General features: G+C 57.8%; 14 protein-coding genes. 7 read left to right on the top strand and 7 right to left on the bottom strand.

Annotation, left to right across the window (positions count from 1 at the left end; all coding sequences use genetic code 11):
* Positions 1 to 8 precede the first annotated feature (8 nt).
* Both FNL37_RS12655 and FNL37_RS12650 read right to left on the bottom strand, forming a co-directional pair.
* A complete protein-coding gene (locus FNL37_RS12655) occupies positions 9 to 1388 on the bottom strand; it encodes a multicopper oxidase family protein (protein WP_015829321.1) in 1380 nt (459 codons plus the stop codon).
* 47 nt (positions 1389 to 1435) lie between these two features.
* The gene (locus tag FNL37_RS12650) at positions 1436 to 2824 is read right to left on the bottom strand and encodes a TolC family protein (protein ID WP_159356541.1); all 1389 of its coding nucleotides are present in this window, start codon (positions 2822 to 2824) and stop codon (positions 1436 to 1438) included.
* Positions 2825 to 2987: 163 nt separating this feature from the next.
* Here FNL37_RS12650 and FNL37_RS12645 point away from each other — a divergent pair, with 163 nt between their 5' ends.
* The 6 genes from FNL37_RS12645 (at position 2988) to uvrD (ending at position 10227) form a co-directional block, all read left to right on the top strand.
* Complete coding sequence (locus FNL37_RS12645) at positions 2988 to 3668, top strand: heavy metal response regulator transcription factor (protein ID WP_159356383.1); 681 nt, start codon at positions 2988 to 2990, stop codon at positions 3666 to 3668.
* Positions 3665 to 5074 (top strand): heavy metal sensor histidine kinase, encoded by a 1410-nt coding sequence (locus FNL37_RS12640; RefSeq protein ID WP_159356382.1) that lies wholly within the window; start codon positions 3665 to 3667, stop codon positions 5072 to 5074. The genes FNL37_RS12645 and FNL37_RS12640 overlap by 4 nt, the downstream gene beginning before the upstream one ends.
* 238 nt (positions 5075 to 5312) lie before the next feature.
* Entirely contained in the window at positions 5313 to 5798 is a 486-nt protein-coding gene (gene yfiR, locus FNL37_RS12635) for a regulatory sequestration protein YfiR (RefSeq protein ID WP_244948293.1), read from the top strand.
* Positions 5795 to 7024, top strand: a complete 1230-nt coding sequence (gene dgcN / locus FNL37_RS12630) for a diguanylate cyclase DgcN/YfiN (RefSeq protein WP_013441218.1) — start codon at positions 5795 to 5797, stop codon at positions 7022 to 7024. Before yfiR ends, dgcN begins: the two co-directional genes overlap by 4 nt.
* 95 nt (positions 7025 to 7119) lie before the next feature.
* Positions 7120 to 7632 carry an outer membrane lipoprotein YfiB gene (gene yfiB, locus FNL37_RS12625; protein ID WP_013441217.1) on the top strand — a complete coding sequence of 171 codons (513 nt, stop codon included), beginning with the start codon at positions 7120 to 7122 and terminating at the stop codon, positions 7630 to 7632.
* Positions 7633 to 8064: 432 nt separating this feature from the next.
* Positions 8065 to 10227, top strand: coding sequence for a DNA helicase II (uvrD, locus tag FNL37_RS12620; RefSeq protein WP_159356380.1), 2163 nt, complete (start codon positions 8065 to 8067; stop codon positions 10225 to 10227).
* A gap of 74 nt (positions 10228 to 10301) precedes the next feature.
* Here the strand turns inward: uvrD and FNL37_RS12615 are convergent, their stop codons facing one another.
* From FNL37_RS12615 to FNL37_RS12600, 4 genes are all read right to left on the bottom strand, one after another.
* The gene (locus FNL37_RS12615) at positions 10302 to 11099 is read right to left on the bottom strand and encodes a BPSS1780 family membrane protein (protein ID WP_159356379.1); all 798 of its coding nucleotides are present in this window, start codon (positions 11097 to 11099) and stop codon (positions 10302 to 10304) included.
* A 38-nt stretch (positions 11100 to 11137) separates the two neighbouring features.
* Positions 11138 to 12088 (bottom strand): homoserine kinase, encoded by a 951-nt coding sequence (thrB, locus tag FNL37_RS12610; RefSeq protein WP_159356378.1) that lies wholly within the window; start codon positions 12086 to 12088, stop codon positions 11138 to 11140.
* Positions 12089 to 12136: 48 nt separating this feature from the next.
* Complete coding sequence (locus FNL37_RS12605; protein ID WP_041361949.1) at positions 12137 to 12469, bottom strand: DUF2782 domain-containing protein; 333 nt, start codon at positions 12467 to 12469, stop codon at positions 12137 to 12139.
* Positions 12470 to 12581: 112 nt separating this feature from the next.
* Entirely contained in the window at positions 12582 to 13310 is a 729-nt protein-coding gene (locus FNL37_RS12600; RefSeq protein ID WP_159356377.1) for an LOG family protein, read from the bottom strand.
* Positions 13311 to 13412: 102 nt separating this feature from the next.
* On the opposite strand from FNL37_RS12600, the gene polA reads away from it, so the two are divergent.
* Entirely contained in the window at positions 13413 to 16169 is a 2757-nt protein-coding gene (gene polA / locus FNL37_RS12595) for a DNA polymerase I (protein ID WP_159356376.1), read from the top strand.
* Between the two features lie 43 nt (positions 16170 to 16212).
* Here the strand turns inward: polA and FNL37_RS12590 are convergent, their stop codons facing one another.
* Positions 16213 to 16497 carry a (2Fe-2S)-binding protein gene (locus FNL37_RS12590; protein WP_159356375.1) on the bottom strand — a complete coding sequence of 95 codons (285 nt, stop codon included), beginning with the start codon at positions 16495 to 16497 and terminating at the stop codon, positions 16213 to 16215.
* Between the last annotated feature and the right edge of the window lie 139 nt (positions 16498 to 16636).

Below are 16636 nucleotides of genomic sequence, written 5' to 3'. Positions count from 1 at the left end.
CATTCAGGTTAATGCTGCATGTGGTCGCCGGGTTTGCGCACCTGTACTTCAACGCCACCGTGGGCGTCGGTGTCCGCGGGGCGCTCAACCGGCGGAAGATCGTTTTCCACTTCCCAGGCGACGGTACCGGCGGGGTGCTGGTAATGGCCGGGGTCGCGATAATCATGTTTGGCGATGCCCTTGCGGATTTTGACGGTGGTAAACATGCCGCCCATCTCCACCCCGCCAAACTGGCCCTGGCCCGACATCATCGGCAAGGTGTTGTCAGGCAGCGGCATTTGCATCTCGGCCATATCCGCCATGCCGTGCTGACCCATGGCCATGTAATCCGGCAACAAGCCTTGCAACTGCTGCTTCAAATCGCGCTGCTCCACGCCCAGCATGGTGGGCACGTCATGCCCCATGGCATTCATGGTGTGATGGCTTTTATGGCAATGAAACGCCCAGTCGCCCGGTGCATCGGCCTTGAATTCCAGCGCCCGCATCTGGCCCACTGCAATGTCGGTTGTCACTTCGGGCCAGCGCGCGCTGGGTGGCACCCAGCCGCCGTCGGTACCCGTCACCATGAACTCGTGCCCATGAATATGAATGGGATGATTGGTCATGCTGAGATTGCCGACGCGGATGCGCACGCGGTCGCCCTGATTCACCACCATGGGGCTGATCCCCGGAAACACCCGGCTGTTAAACGTCCACAGATTGAAATTCAGCATGGTGTTGATGCGCGGTGTGTAAGCACCTGGGTCAATATCGTAGGCATTGATCAGGAACACAAAATCGCGGTCCACCGCCATGGTGGCGGGGTTTTTCGGATGCGTGACCCAGAAGCCCATCATGCCCATCGCCATCTGCGTCATTTCATCGGCATGCGGGTGATACATAAAGGTGCCCGCCCGCTGCGCGACAAATTCATAGGCAAAAGTCTTGCCGGGCTTGATGCCTGGCTGGGTCAGGCCAGTGACGCCATCCATGCCATTGGGCAGGCGCTGGCCATGCCAGTGCATGGAAGTATGCTCGGGCAGGCGATTGGTGACGTAAATGCGCACGCGGTCACCTTCCACCACTTCTATGGTTGGGCCGGGGCTCTGACCGTTGTAGCCCCATAAATGCGCTTTCATGCCGGGCGCCAATTCGCGCACTACCGGCTCGGCCACCAGATGAAACTCCTTTACGCCATTGCGCATGCGCCACGGCAAGGTCCAGCCATTGAGAGTGACGACCGGGTTATATGGACGGCCAGTATCCGGCATGTGCGGCGCCTGGGTGTCGGCATCGCTCACCGAGATGATCTCCGGCAACGCCGCCATGGCGACCTTGCTGACCGTGGCCGCGGTAGCGGCTACCCCGGCCAGACTGGCCCCTTTAAGAAAATCACGCCTAGACACCATATCGTTATCCTGTCCTGTTGATCACTTGCGCCTGGGTTGGGCTGGCTTTATTGGGCAGTCAGCGCCGAAGCTGGCGTAGAAAAATCCGGCTTGCCGATCAAGGCCATTTCCATATCGCTTTGCGACAGCCAGAAATCACGCAAGGCCTCGATGTAGCTGTTCACACTGGCAATCTGCGCCCGTGCATCTGCCAGCAAATCAAACACGCTGACCAGCATGCCGTTATAGCGCAGCTGGTTTTCTTCGGCGATTTTCTGACGGATAGGCACCACACTATCGCGATACTGCCGGGCAATATCGTAACTGGCGCGGTAACGCCCATAGCCCTCGCGCACTTCTGATCTGGCTTCCACCGCCACTTGCGCCAGTTGGTTCACGGCCTGCATATAGGTGGATTCCGCCCTCGCTACGCGGGTGCTGCCCCAGTCAAACAAGGGAATCTCCAACGAAATCTCCACGCCATTTTTGTAGGGGTCCGAGCGTCGTCCTTCCAGCACGCGGGCAGGGCCCAGCTCCAGCACATTGATGAAGCGCGTGGTTTTGGTGAGGCCCAATTGCCCGGCCAGAGCTTCGGTTTGCAGCTTCATCATCTGCACATCCATGCGCTGCTGCAAAGCGGTCTGCTCCAGATTGGCCGGGTCTTCTGCATGCGCGGGCAAATCCGGCATGCGCTCGGGCAAAGTGTAGTGCGTGTGATCCAGGCCCATCAAGCGGGTGAGCTGCTCGGTAGCCTGCAAGCTGGCCTGGCGGGCACGGCTTGCGCCTAAGGTGGCATCGGCATAAAAACCTTGCTCACGCGCCTCATCCAGTGTGCTCCAGTTGCCTGCCTTCTTCATGCGCTGCGCCAGCGTGGCACTGGTCTCGGCCGCCCGCATTACCTGCTGCATGTAGCGTTCGGATTGCGCGGCAGCCAGCGCGCTGAAATACGCTTTGCGGGTAGCAGTCGCCAGTCGCAATACCTCCAGCGAGACCTGACGCTGGGTTTGCTCAAAGCGGCGGCGCTCGATGGCGGTGGCCTTGGGCATGGTCACCAGCGAAAAAATATTGAAGGTCAGCGCCTGTTCGATCTTGTATTCGCCGTCGCGGCTGGCGCGCAGCATGGAAAAGCGCGGATTGGGCAAGCGCCCGGCCTGCACCAGATCAGCCTCTGAAATACCCAGCTCGGCATACGATGCCTGCAGGCCACGGTTATTCAGCAAGGCAATCTGCACGGCATCGTCCACGCTGATGGGCTGCTGCAACAGTTGCGCGATACGCGCATCCAGAGCGTGACGCTCGTCTTCAGACTTGACCCAGCGTATCTCCTTACCGGTTTTGGCTTTCACCGTGGAAGCCACCTGATCAAATCCGCCATCCCGCGAAAACGTGGCGCAGCCGGGCAACAGGCTGACAAGCACCAGTGGCAGCAACAGCCGCGCATATGCCATGCATATCATGTCAGCGCGGGGCGAGCGGATAGACGGAGAAAGTTTCATGCTGACCAGCATGGCATGGCTGACCCGACAGCCAGCTGACATCCAGATTACATTTTTGTCATCTTGCTGCCAGGCAGCATGGTTTGCGGCACAATCACTGTCTACACCACCACCTGACCACTCCATGCGAATTCTTGTAGTCGAGGATGAACACAAAACCGGCGAGTATCTGCGCAAAGGCCTGACCGAGGCAGGCTTTGTCACGGACCTGATACAGGATGGTCTGGATGGGCAACATATGGCGCTGGCTGAACATTACGACCTGATCGTTCTGGATGTCATGCTGCCACGCGCCAGTGGCTGGCAGATCATCGCTGCCCTGCGTGAGGCGGGCAAGCATACCCCGGTGCTCTTTCTGACGGCACGTGACCTGGTGGAAGACCGCGTGAAAGGCCTGGAACTGGGCGCGGATGACTACCTGGTCAAACCGTTTGCCTTTTCCGAATTGCTGGCCCGTATACGCACGCTGCTGCGGCGCGGCAGAACGCGCGAAGCCGATGTGCTGCAAGTTGCCAATCTGGAAATCGATGTGCTACGGCGGCGCGTGCAGCGCGATGGCAAGAAAATCGAGCTCACGGCCAAGGAGTTTGGACTGCTGGAATTGCTGGTGCGTCGGCGTGGTGAGGTGTTGTCGCGCTCGCTGATTGCCTCGCAGGTGTGGGACATGAATTTTGATAGCGACACCAATGTCATTGAAGTGGCCATGCGCCGCCTGCGCGCCAAGATTGATGATCCGTTCGAGCCCAAGCTGATTCACACCGTGCGCGGCATGGGCTATGTACTGGATGTGCCCGAGGCACCATGAACATGCACACCTCCATCATCACACGCATCACCCTGATTTTTGCGGCACTCTCCACGGTGGTCATGATCGCCATCGGGGCGATTGCCAGCTACGCGGTCGATAGCCACTTTGCCGAAGAAGATCTGATCGAAATAGAAGGCAAGCTTGAACTCATCCATCATGCATTGAATTCCGCGCCTGAAAAGGAAGAGCAACCTCTGCCACAGCGTCTGAACGACGCGCTGATCGGGCATCACGCCCTTTCTGTCATGGTGTATCGCCCGGACAAGCAGCTGGTTTACCGCTCCATGGAGGCCAGCTTCCCTGCGGAGTTACTACTTCCGCATCCAGCGCCTTACGCTCCACACAGTGCACACCTGCAGCGCTGGCAGCAAAACGGGCACGCCTATCGCGGGCTGGTGGTGCAGTTTCCGGCAAGCGCACAGCGACCCTCCTTGAATGTCGCGATTGCGGTAGATATTGGCCACCATGACCATTTCATCCATCACTTTCAGCGCTCCTTGTGGCTTTATCTCACCACCGGCATTCTGTTTCTGGTGGCGGTCGGCTGGATCGCCGCCCGCCGTGGCCTGCGGCCGATTCGCGACTTTGTGCGCATGGCGGGCAATATCTCGGCGAGCCGCCTGGGCGAAAGAATCGATGTCACCTCCCTACCGCGTGAGCTGGTCGAGCTGGGGGTGTCGTTCAACGCCATGCTGCAGCGTCTGCAGGAATCCTTTCTCCGGCTCTCCGAGTTTTCATCCGATATTGCCCATGAGCTCCGCACGCCGGTCAGCAACCTCATGACGCAAAGTCATGTGGCGCTCTCCCAAGCTCGCTCGGCGGGCGAATATCAGGAGATTCTCTATTCCAATATTGAAGAGTATGAACGGCTCTCGCGCATGATTGCCGACATGCTGTTTCTAGCCAAGGCAGACAATGGCTTGCTAGTGCCGCACCGCGAAACCATGGATCTGGGCGTGGAAATCGATGCCGTCATTGAGTTTTACGAAGCGCTCGCGGCTGAAAAACAGCTGTTGGTCAGCCGCCATGGCACCGCCACCCTGGCCGGAGACCGCCTGATGATACGCCGCGCTTTCAGCAATCTGCTCTCCAACGCCGTGCGCTACACCCCGGTGGGGCAGACCATCACGATCACCATCCACTATGACGATAGCCATTGGATCACGGTCTGGGTGGACAATGCCGGCGAGCCTGTTCCTGAAGATGCCTTGGCGCGGCTATTTGACCGCTTTTATCGGGTGGACCCATCGCGCCAGCGCGAGAGCGAAGGCACAGGCTTGGGACTTGCCATTACCAAGTCCATTATCGAAGCGCATGGTGGCAGCATTCGTGCGCTTTACCAGGATCACACCATGCGGTTCGAGCTCAGGTTGCCCAGGGCTGAAATATCGCAATTCACGTAAAATAAACCCTTAGAGCCCGATGTCTTTACATGGGCTGCACAGCCCGATATCTATGCAGCTCATCCATTTCAGGCCATACTTACGCGTATAAATACAGAACGGGTGCTTGCGGGTAACTCGTCATATTTGATTGACTAGGGGTTGTTAAATTTACCGTTTCGCACCATTTCCCGGTAGGCAGTGCTACCGTCCTGATTCTTTGCTGTTGGCATGGCTGGGTTTCGCCTGCCTGCTGCTAATGAGCCAGATCAGCCACGCCGCCGCCAGCGATGACATTGCGCGCGGCAAACAGGTGGCGCAAATTGTGTACGGTATCGTCAGCTATACGCGCTGGCCGGCGCCTTTTCCTGAACTTCAGCTCTGCATCACCGGCGACACGCGGTATGCCGATGCCTTGATGGCCGGTACGCCCAACCCCATGCATCCCCGTATTACGGTACGCCAGCTGGCCCTGCATACCCCCGAAGCGGTTGCCCAGTGCCAGATTGCCTACCTTGGCACCATGGAAAATGGCGAACGTGAATCGCTGCTGGCCCAGCTCATCGGTCAGCCCGTGCTCATCATCAGCGAGCCTCCGCCTTCGTGCAGCGCCGGGGGCATGTTCTGCCTCTTGTTCCGTGAAGACAATGTCTACTTCGAGGTCAATCTTGATACGATCGCGCGCAGCGGTTTGCGTGTGCATCCCAATGTACTGCAGCTAGGAAAGCGCAAGGCTTCGCCATGACCACGCCTCGCTCACCACTCCCAAGGCTGGATCAGGTTCTGCGGCGCGCGCACCTGAGCGTGGCGCTGATTGCCGTCATTTCCTCCGGGCTTGCGCTCACCCTCGCTGGCATGTATGCCTTGCAGGCGTATGCCACGCAAAACATGCAGCTGGTAGCGCGCTCGCTGAGTTATACGGTGGAAGCGGCTGTGCTGTTCAACGATGAGTTGGCGGTGCAAGAGGCCCTGGATAAGGTAGGCAAGCGCGAGGATGTGGCCGAGATCCGCGTCATCGGCCGCCATGGCATCCCATTGGCCAATTGGAAACGCCCTGAGACAGGTGCCTTCTTCCACCTGGAAAGCTGGCTGGCCAACATCGTCATGCCCGAGCCCTACTACTACCCGGTCACGCACGACAATATGACCATAGGCCGTATCCGTCTGGTACCTCACAGCCGCCTGCTGCTGGAATACATGGTCACCGGGATCAGCTGCGTCTTTGCCTGCATGGCCTTCAGTACCTTGCTGGCATTGGCGCTCTCCCGCCGCATGCATGCTGGCATTTCCGGGCCCTTGAATATCCTGGCCGATACCGCCCACCGCGTGCGCCAATATCGCAGCTTCGGCTTGCGCGCCCCTGCTGCCAATATCGCCGAGCTCAATCAACTCAATCAGGACTTCAATGCCCTGATGGATGAACTTGCCACCTGGCAACGCCATGTGAAACGTGAACACGACACCCTGGCCTATCGCGCCAACCATGACAGCCTGACCGGCCTGTGCAATCGCAGCCTGCTCGAATCCGAACTGGAGCACGCCGTGCGTGATGCCAGATTCCACAGCAACGCGGTGGCGTTGATGTTCATGGACGGCGATCACTTCAAGGAAATCAACGACACCTATGGACACGCGGCTGGCGATGAGGTGCTGAAAATCATGGCGCTGCGCATCAGTGGCCAGTTACGTGAGAGCGATATTGTGGCCCGTCTGGGTGGGGATGAGTTTGCGGCGCTGCTCAAACCCATCAAGCATGCCGAAGATGCGGTGCATATTGCCGAGAAAATTGCCCATCAGATGCAATCCCCCATCACGCTACCCAACGGGGAGCTGATCACCTGCTCGGTGACCATCGGGATTGCCCTCTACCCCGACCACGCGCGTACCGCACAGGAGTTGCTCGCGGCGGCAGACGAAGCCATGTATCGGGCCAAGGACCAGGAGCGCGGCAGTTGGGCCATCGGTTTGTAATCAAGGATTTCATCAAGAGCCAGTCATAGGCTCAGCATCAAGCGTGGGATATTCAACACAGGGTTTTCCCCCACATTCCAAGTATGAGGTTTAAATTGTATTCATTATTTCGTTCTACTGTTTGTTATGCATTGCTGGCATTTACCCTATCGTTAACCCTCTCCGCGTGTAAATCAACGCCTGCGGCCCCTGCACAGGAAACCCTGCGGCAGAAGCAGATTCGTACGCTGAAAGAGCAAGGCTTCGTGCATACCGATGATGGCTGGGCGCTCAGCTTCGCCGACAAATTGCTGTTTGATACCAACCAGGCTGTACTCAATGACAGAAGCCGCGGCGCTGTTCAAAAGGTAAGCAAAGCGCTGCAGTCGGTCGGATTGAACAAGATGCGGATTGAAGGCCACGCTGACGCCACGGGTCGCGAGTCTTATAACGTCGAGTTGTCAGAGCAGCGCGCTTGGGCGGTGGCGGATGCCTTTATCCAATCCGGCATGCCCAAAAGTGGCATCATTGTTCGGGGCATGGGCTCACAAAGCCCGGTAGCGAGCAATGCCACCGTAGCGGGCCGGGCAGAAAATCGCCGGGTGAGCATTATTGTGGTGACGGATTAAACCCGGAGCATTGCCGCGTAAAAATAAGAATTCTTTGCCCCAATACTCGCCTGAAAGAAAGGCCAGTATTGGGGGCAAATTTTCTGTTACATTTTTTTACAATTTAATCTCGCCCGAGGTATAATCAGCTCCAGAAACGCTTCCGCGCCAGAATCCGCAAGGATTTACAAGAGCGACAGGCAAAAAAAACCCCGATTAAAGGGGAGTAAAATCGGGGATCAAGCAGCCTCATCAGATAAGGCTTCCCGCTCAGGGAGGAGAAGCGGGAGATGACTTGCGCCATCTGCAAAGTAAGACGAAGTCACTCGCGTTTAGTTCCGACAATTTCTAAAATTGTCAGACATGATCCCCGATTTTTCATTTTTTAACATTCCCAGCCTTCCCCTCCGGTTTTAGGTTCTCTTCCCCAGTGTGACCTGCGATAATTAGCGCATGAACGCACAACACCCCTCTACCTCTCTGCTCGAAGGCCTGAACGACAAGCAACTTGAGGCGGTCACGCTGCCGCACCAATCTGCACTGATACTTGCCGGTGCAGGTAGCGGCAAGACCCGCGTACTCACCACCCGCATTGCGTGGCTGATCCAGACCGGACAAGTATCGCCCAATGGTTTGCTGGCGGTGACCTTTACCAATAAAGCGGCCAAGGAAATGCTGACGCGGCTTTCCGCCATGCTGCCGATCAATGTGCGCGGCATGTGGGCAGGTACATTCCATGGTCTGTGCAACCGTTTGCTACGGGCGCATCATCGCGAAGCGCTGCTGCCAGCCACCTTCCAGATTCTGGACACCGCCGATCAGTTATCCAGCATCAAGCGCCTGATGAAGCAGATGAATGTGGATGATGAAAAGTTTCCACCCAAGCAGGTCATGGGCTATATCAATAGCTGCAAGGAAGAAGGCCTGCGGGCAAATGCGGTGGATGCCTATGACGCGCACTCCCAACGCATGCGGGAGATTTTTGAAGAGTACGACCGCCAGTGCCAGCGCGAAGGGGTGGTCGATTTTGCCGAGCTGCTGCTGCGCTGCTATGAGCTGCTGAGCCGCGATGCCAGCATACGCCAGCACTACCAGAGCCGCTTCAAATACATCCTGGTCGATGAGTTTCAGGATACCAATCGCCTGCAATACCTGTGGCTGAAGCTGCTGGCCGGGGCGGACAATTGCGTGTTTGCCGTGGGCGATGACGACCAGTCGATTTATGCCTTCCGCGGGGCGCGCGTGGGCAATATGCGCGACTTTGAGCAAGACTTTAATGTACGCAATATCGTCAAGCTGGAACAGAACTACCGCTCGCACGGCAATATTCTGGATGCCGCCAACGCCATCATCACCCATAACCGCAACCGCCTGGGCAAGAACCTGTGGACCTCGGCTGGCAAAGGCGAGCCGATACGCGTGTATCAGGCCTATAACGATATTGATGAAGCCAACTTTATCGTCGACGAGATCAAATCCCTGCACAGCGAAGGCACCGAGCTGAGCGAGATCGCCCTGCTCTATCGCTCCAATGCCCAGTCGCGCGTGCTGGAGCATGCGCTGTTTTCAGCTGGTCTGCCTTATCGTGTTTACGGCGGGCTGCGCTTTTTTGAACGCGCCGAAATCAAGCATGCGCTGGCCTATTTGCGCCTGATCGCCAACCCGAATGACGACACCGCCTTGCTGCGCGTGATCAACTTCCCTACCCGCGGCATAGGTGCGCGCAGCCTGGAACAATTGCAGGAAGCCGCACGCGCCGAAGACTGCAGCCTGTGGCAGGCCGCCATCAACAAAGTGGGCAATGGCCGCCCAGGCAAGGGCGTGGAAGGGTTTGTCGCGTTGATCCGTCAGATGGCGGAAGAAGCCACCGGGCTCACCCTGCCAGAAATGGCCGAGATTGCCACCACGCTCTCCGGCCTGAGAACCCATTACCAGAATGAAAAGGAAGGCGAAGACCGTATCGCCAACCTGGATGAATTAATCTCGGCGGCCGTTACCTTCGTCAATAACAATCAGGATGCCGGCACCCTGACGGACTTCCTGACCTTTGCCAGCCTCGAAGCAGGCGAACATCAGGCAGAAGTCGGCCGCGATGCCTTGCAACTAATGACCGTGCATGCCGCCAAAGGGCTGGAGTTCCGCACGGTATTTATCAGCGGACTGGAAGAAGGCTTGTGCCCGCATGAGCAAAGCCTGTATGAAACGAATGGCCTGGAAGAAGAGCGACGCCTGATGTACGTGGCCGTGACGCGCGCGCGCCAGCGTCTTTACCTGAGCCACGCGCAAAGCCGCATGCTGCATGGTCAGGTACGCTACGGTATTTCATCGCGCTTTCTGGATGAAATACCCGAGGCCTTGCTGAAGCGCCTGAATACCCGCGCCAGCCCTGGCCGCGGTGGCTATGGCGAGTCGCCAGTATCGCAAGCCGCCACCAGCAGCGAACAGAAAAACAGCATGCCATGGAAAATAGGCCAGGCCGTAGCACACAGCAAATTTGGGCAAGGTGTGGTCGTGAATTACGAAGGCAACGCCAACGACATGCGGGTGCAGGTGAACTTTGGCAGCGAAGGCATGAAATGGCTCATGCTGGAATACGCCAAGCTGGAAAAGGTATAAAACAAAAGGCCCGCATAATCGGGCCTTTTGTTTGCAGAGCATCGCTCAAAACGATGCGGGTTGCCACGCCTATTTTATGCAGCGGAAGGCTCCATCGCCTTGGCATCCAGCTTCTTGGCAAAGATGTCGCGATAGCTGACATATTGCAGCCCCAGCATCAGCGAGGTGGCCAGCAGCAAAAATGCCAACAGTGTCAGCGAAGTCAGGATCAGGCCAACCGGTTTGATAATCGCGGTCACCAGCGCCACCACAATCCCGGTCGCCATCATGCAAAGAGCCAGACCCGCGGTGAGCAATATCCAGGCAAAGGTCAGCGACAACACACTGGTCAGGCAGCCCGCAATACTGGACTTGATGGCTTTCCAGACCGAGAACTGGTGATGCGCCACCAGCATAGGGGCGAACCAGGTGGACATGAAAATCGGTGTCATCAACACCAGCATCTTGATCGCCAGCGGCACGGCGCGCGTAGCCAGCGCTTCGGCATCAGCCTTGGCGTTCACCATGTCATCCAGTGCCTGCATATCGCCCGAGGTGACATAGCTGATGAGGATGCCATAGACCATGCAAGCGCCGCCCAGGGCAACCAGCTTGCCGATCTGCGGCTTTACCTGCGCCACGATGTCACTGAATTCGGTATCGCGTCCGTGGTCGGCTTCACGGTAAAGCGTCAGCGCCAGCACCAGGAAAAACGGCCCCATGATCACCACCAGCAATTTGACGATCACCGGCAGGAAGACCATGGCGGGAATCACCATGAACAGCAGCACATAGCTCAGGGCCACCAGCATCCACATGGCAGGATTCTGCCGGAAGATACTCAGACAATCCTTCACCCAGTGGAAGGCTTCTTTGGCGCTACGCTTGAACATGATGTCTTTTCCCCTTTAGACGATTTTGGGCCGCCGCCTCAGGCGGGTAGCGACCCCAGCACTGACGGCTCCGTCATGCGCTTGTGCAATATATTTCTGAAATGGTCTGGATCCTTGGCGTGCGTCAGTTCCCCGGCACTAGGGAAATGCAGGTCATGCAGGCGCGATAACCAGAACCGCATGGCCGCTGTGCGCAGCATGCCCGGCCACGCCTCGATCTCGGCGGCGGTCAATGGGCGCACGGCGTGGTATGCCTCGATAAGCGCCATGACTCTGGCCTGGTCCAGGCTGCCATCGGCATGCACGCACCAGTCGTTCACGGCAATGGCCACGTCGTAGAGCAAAGCATCTTGGCAGGCGTAGTAAAAATCAATGATGCCGCCCAGCTCGTTGCCATCAAACAGTACATTGTCGCGGAAGAGATCAGCGTGAATGACGCCGCTGGGCAGATATTCCGAATCCGCCTCGGCCTCAAATTGCAGCTGTGCATCCAGCAAGGCTTTATCGGCCGGGCGCAACAAAGGGGCCACTTTGGCCGCGGTCTTCTGCCGCCAGTCACCATCGCGCTGATTTTTCATGCCGGCAGGAAAGCTCAGCCCAGCCAGATGCATGTCAGCCAGCACGCGGCCGATTGCAGCACATTGCTCAACGGAAGGATGTTCAAGGGATTTGCCGCGCAGGCAGCTCACCAGCGCCGCTGGCTTGCCATTCAGCTCGCCCAGGCTGGAGCCCGCGTGGTTTTTGACCGGGTGCGGACACGGAATGCCGCGCTCGGCCAGATGGGTCATAAGATCAAGAAAGAACGGCAGCTCTTCCGCCGTGTTTTCTTCAAACAGGGTGAGTACATAACGACCAGTCTCGGTCGTTACGAAATAATTGGTGTTGGTAATGCCGGAAGCGATGCCCTGCAGATCCCGCAGCTGGCCCAGCGGATAAGCTTCAAGCCAATGGCTGAGCTGCTCGAAAGTAACGGTAGTGAATACGGACATAACGCTTATCGTGAGATGGCGAAGAGCTGAACTCTTCGCACCGGGATTCTAGAATCGGAACAATACCCACTTTGGAATGGAGATGGGTGGGGTTGGCCCATTGGAACGTGCCCAATCGCTTTGCTCGTCATCCTTGGTCAGATAGTAAGGCACGCCATGCGAAGGCGTCACCTTCATCATGTAAAGCTCACCGTTCATGCGGTACTCTTCAATGGTGTCCTCACCCTTCTTGGTGATGGTCACTTCTGGTTCAGGTGTGTTTTCATAGCCTGGAGGCGGTGGCGCCTCTGGCAACGGTTCAAGATTCTTGGGCAGGTCCGCGGCATGGGCGAGCCATGGCAATACCAGTGCTAGAACAACTAAATGACGAAGCAGTCGCATAATCACCTCAGGCTTTGAGCCGCCTTCACAACGAAAGCGGCGGGATGAAGGCATTCTAGCAAAAACCACCCCAAGCCGGGAAAATGGATATGCAGAACTTGTCGTACACCAATCACAGATAAAGCTGAATCTGGCGCTCGGCAGGTGACAACTCGAAGCCACGGGTTTCATAGTGCTTGAAGATGGCTTCTACTACGGCGGCGGGATGATCAATCACCTGCACCAGATCCATGTCATCCGGCGACACCATGCCTTCGGCCACCAGCGTATTGCGGAACCAGTCCAGCATGCCTCTCCAGAACGGCTCATGCACCAGAATGATCGGTATCTTGCGCGACTTGCCAGTCTGTATCAGCGTCAACGCCTCCATCAGTTCATCCAGCGTGCCAAAGCCACCGGGCATCACCACATAGGCCGAGGCGTATTTGACGAACATGACCTTGCGCATGAAAAAGTGATGAAAGGTCTGGCTGATATCCTGATACTGGTTGCCCTTTTGCTCGTGCGGCAATTCGATATTGAGGCCGATGCTGGGCGAGCGGGCGTAAAACGCGCCCTTGTTGGCGGCCTCCATGATGCCCGGGCCACCGCCCGAAATCACGCTAAAGCCTGCCTCGGAGAGCTGGCGCGCGATTTCTTCCGTCAGCTGGTAATAAGGATGATCCGGTGCCGTGCGGGCACTGCCGAAAATCGAGACGGCCGGGGTAATCTGTTTCAGGCGTTCGGTGGCATCGACGAATTCTGACATAATCTCGAGTGCATGCCAGGCCTCGTGCGAGGAACGTCGATGCTCGATCAGATCCGGGTCCATCAGTTTCGGGATTTTTTTTGCAGCAGACATGGGGCTTAACCTTGCGTGTTGAGGGCCTGGAAAAATGCGGGACTGGCGCATGGCATCCTGAATATCCGGCATGCGTCAGAAGTCAGTTTATGAAGGCACCTTATGAAAACATTGTTATTGGTTGACGGCTCATCCTATCTTTACCGGGCGTTTCATGCCATGCCCGATTTGCGCAACAAGCAAAACGAGCCGACCGGCGCCATTCAGGGCGTGCTCAACATGCTGCGCCGCCTGCATAAAGATTATCCGGCCGATTATAGCGCTTGTGTGTTTGATGCCAAAGGCAAAACCTTTCGTGACGACATCTACCCCGAATACAAGGCCAACCGCGCCTCAATGCCCGACGATCTGCGCCTGCAGATAGAGCCATTGCATACCGCCATCCAGGCCATGGGCTGGCCGCTGATTGTGGAAGACGGCGTGGAAGCCGATGACGTCATCGGCGCGCTGGCGAAGCAGGCGGAGCGCGAAGGCATGCGCGTCATCATCTCCACTGGCGACAAGGATATTTCGCAGCTGGTGAATGAACACATCACCGTCGTCAACACCATGCGCGATGCCTTCCGCAAAACCGATGAAGTGCTGGACCCGGCAGGCGTCGAAGCCAAATTTGGCGTACCACCCAGCCTGATGGTCGATTACCTGATATTGATCGGCGACAGCTCGGACAATGTGCCCGGCGTGGAAAAAGTCGGGCCGAAAACCGCCGTCAAATGGCTCACGCAATATGGCTCGCTGGAAAACATCGTCGCGCATGCCGACCAGATTACCGGCGTAGTGGGCGAAAACCTGCGCAAGGCCTTGCCCTGGCTGCCGACGGCGCGCGAGCTGATCACCATACGCTGCGATGTAGGCATACAGGAGAGCCTGGAGGATCTGGCCCCACGTCCGCAGGACCGCGAAAAGCTGATTGAGCTGTTCGACCGTTTTGAATTCAAGACCCTGCGCCGCGAACTGGACCTGGCTGTTCCCGCTGCACAAGCCCCGCTGCCCGCCATGGCGGCACAGCCAGCAGGCACCTCGGCGGATCTGTTTGCCGCTGCTGGCGTCACTACCCGCCAGTTCGAGACCATCCTCGATGAAGCCAGCCTGCAACGCTGGCTGGACAAGATCAGCAGCGCCGCACTGGTGTGCTTTGATACCGAAACCACCTCGCTGGATCCGCTCACCGCCAAGCTGGTCGGCATGTCGTTTTCGATCAAGGCGGGCGAAGCCGCTTATCTGCCGCTAACGCATGATTACCCCGGCGCGCCAGATCAGCTGCCGTTTGCCGCCACGCTGTCGCGCATCAAGCCGCTGCTGGAAAACCCCGCCATCAAAAAAGTCGGGCAAAACCTCAAATACGACAAGCATGTGCTGGCCAACCACGGCATCGCGCTGAATGGCATTGCGCACGACACCCTGCTGCAATCCTATGTGCTGGAAAGCCATCGCACCCATGGCATGGATGATCTCGCCATGCGCCACCTCGGCGTGCAGACCATCACCTATGAACAAGTGGCAGGCAAAGGCGCCAAGCAGGTGTCGTTCAGCCAGGTGGCCCTGGAGCAGGCCAGCGAATACGCCGCCGAAGATGCCGATGTCACCCTGCAACTGCATGAAAATCTCTATCCGCAGGTAGCGGAAGATGCCAAGCTGGAATTCGTCTATCGCCAGATCGAGATGCCGGTGCTGGATATCCTGTTCACCATCGAGCGCAATGGCGTGCTGATCGACAGCGACATGCTGAATCGCCAGAGCCATGAAATCGGCCAGAAGCTGATGGCGCTGGAACAGCAGGCTTACGAACTGGCCGGTCAGCCGTTCAATCTGGGCTCGCCCAAGCAATTGCAGGAAATCCTGTTCGGCAAGCTGGGCATCAAGCCTTTGAAGAAAACCCCCAGCGGCACGCCCTCTACCGATGAAGATGTGCTGCAGGAGCTGGCGCTGGATTACCCCTTGCCCAAGGTCTTGCTGGAATATCGCGGCCTCGCCAAGCTGAAATCCACCTACACCGACAAGCTGCCCCGCATGATTAACCCGACCACCGGCCGCGTGCATACCAGTTACAGTCAGGCCGTGGCGGTGACCGGTCGCCTCTCCAGCTCGGACCCCAATCTGCAGAACATCCCGGTACGCACCGCCGAAGGCCGCCGCATCCGCGAGGCCTTTGTGGCGCCTGCGGGCGGGCACATCGTCTCCGCCGACTATTCCCAGATTGAGCTGCGCATCATGGCGCACTTGTCACAGGATGACGGCTTGCTGACCGCCTTTGCCGCCGGTGAGGATATTCACCGCGCCACCGCGGCGGAAATCTTTGGCGTGGAGCGCGACGCCGTCAGCAGCGAGCAGCGCCGTTACGCCAAAGTCATCAACTTTGGCCTGATCTACGGCATGAGCGCCTTCGGCCTCGCGCAAAACCTCGGCATCGAACGCCAGGCCGCGCAGAACTACATCGAACGCTATTTCACCCGCTACCCCGGCGTGCGCGATTACATGCAAAACACGCGCGAGCGCGCCAAAGCCCAAGGCTATGTGGAAACCTTCTTCGGCCGTCGCCTGTGGGTGCCCGAGATCAACAGCCCCAACGGCATACGCCGCGCCGGCGCCGAACGCGCCGCCATCAATGCGCCCATGCAGGGCACCGCGGCCGACCTCATCAAGCTCGCGATGATTGCCGTGCAAGGCTGGCTGGAAAGCGAAAAGCTCGCCACCAAACTCATCATGCAAGTGCACGATGAACTGGTGCTGGAAGTGCCGGATAACGAGCTGGCGCTGGTGAAGGAAAAACTGCCGCAGCTGATGCAGGATGTGGCAAAACTGGATGTGCCATTGCTGGCAGAAGTCGGGGTGGGGAGTAACTGGGAAGCAGCGCACTGATCGTTCAGCACCGCAGATGTTCGCAGGTCAAGCCGGATCGGCCCTAAGACTCCTCTGCCGGCGCCTCTGGACTATCGCCCGCGGGCGGCTCGGCCGAATCTGGCTCGGCCGCAGAAACGGGCGCAGCCCCCGCGCCCTCTTCCTTCAGCTCCTTCAAATACCACTCAATATCCCATTCACAGCCGCCGCAGCCAGTCAGCGCACCCGTCCAGCGCGAGATGCCCTCCAGATCGCGCCCTTCCAGAAAAAGCTCGCGTATCTGGCCGCGCTTGGTGCCGCTGCAGTGGCATAGCACTTCGTTGTCGGGGTTGTCTTTGTCGGTGGTCATAAGCTGAATCAAGGTAAATATGCTGCCAAGTATATGACATGGCGCCCGGGTTTATGCCCTTGCATAAGGTCGTATCTTGCAAGCGCCAGCACATCAAGCCTGCATTGCCGGGCAGGATATAATGCAATTTTCGATAACG

It is taken from the genome of Methylovorus glucosotrophus, from assembly GCF_009858335.1.
Taxonomy (GTDB): Bacteria; Pseudomonadota; Gammaproteobacteria; order Burkholderiales; family Methylophilaceae; genus Methylovorus; species Methylovorus glucosotrophus.
The sequence above is the reverse complement of the archived record's forward strand: the minus strand, read 5'-3'. Positions and strand labels throughout refer to the sequence as shown.

Excerpts from the sequence above, each read along its gene's own strand:
- FNL37_RS12655 (WP_015829321.1), bottom strand. The coding sequence starts at position 1,388 with ATGGTGTCTAGGCGTGATTTTCTTAAAGGGGCCAGTCTGGCCGGGGTA.
- FNL37_RS12650 (WP_159356541.1), bottom strand. The coding sequence starts at position 2,824 with ATGATATGCATGGCATATGCGCGGCTGTTGCTGCCACTGGTGCTTGTC.
- FNL37_RS12645 (WP_159356383.1), top strand. The coding sequence starts at position 2,988 with ATGCGAATTCTTGTAGTCGAGGATGAACACAAAACCGGCGAGTATCTG.
- FNL37_RS12640 (WP_159356382.1), top strand. The coding sequence starts at position 3,665 with ATGAACATGCACACCTCCATCATCACACGCATCACCCTGATTTTTGCG.
- yfiR (WP_244948293.1), top strand. The coding sequence starts at position 5,313 with ATGAGCCAGATCAGCCACGCCGCCGCCAGCGATGACATTGCGCGCGGC.
- dgcN (WP_013441218.1), top strand. The coding sequence starts at position 5,795 with ATGACCACGCCTCGCTCACCACTCCCAAGGCTGGATCAGGTTCTGCGG.
- uvrD (WP_159356380.1), top strand. The coding sequence starts at position 8,065 with ATGAACGCACAACACCCCTCTACCTCTCTGCTCGAAGGCCTGAACGAC.
- FNL37_RS12615 (WP_159356379.1), bottom strand. The coding sequence starts at position 11,099 with ATGTTCAAGCGTAGCGCCAAAGAAGCCTTCCACTGGGTGAAGGATTGT.
- thrB (WP_159356378.1), bottom strand. The coding sequence starts at position 12,088 with ATGTCCGTATTCACTACCGTTACTTTCGAGCAGCTCAGCCATTGGCTT.
- FNL37_RS12605 (WP_041361949.1), bottom strand. The coding sequence starts at position 12,469 with ATGCGACTGCTTCGTCATTTAGTTGTTCTAGCACTGGTATTGCCATGG.
- FNL37_RS12600 (WP_159356377.1), bottom strand. The coding sequence starts at position 13,310 with ATGTCTGCTGCAAAAAAAATCCCGAAACTGATGGACCCGGATCTGATC.
- polA (WP_159356376.1), top strand. The coding sequence starts at position 13,413 with ATGAAAACATTGTTATTGGTTGACGGCTCATCCTATCTTTACCGGGCG.
- FNL37_RS12590 (WP_159356375.1), bottom strand. The coding sequence starts at position 16,497 with ATGACCACCGACAAAGACAACCCCGACAACGAAGTGCTATGCCACTGC.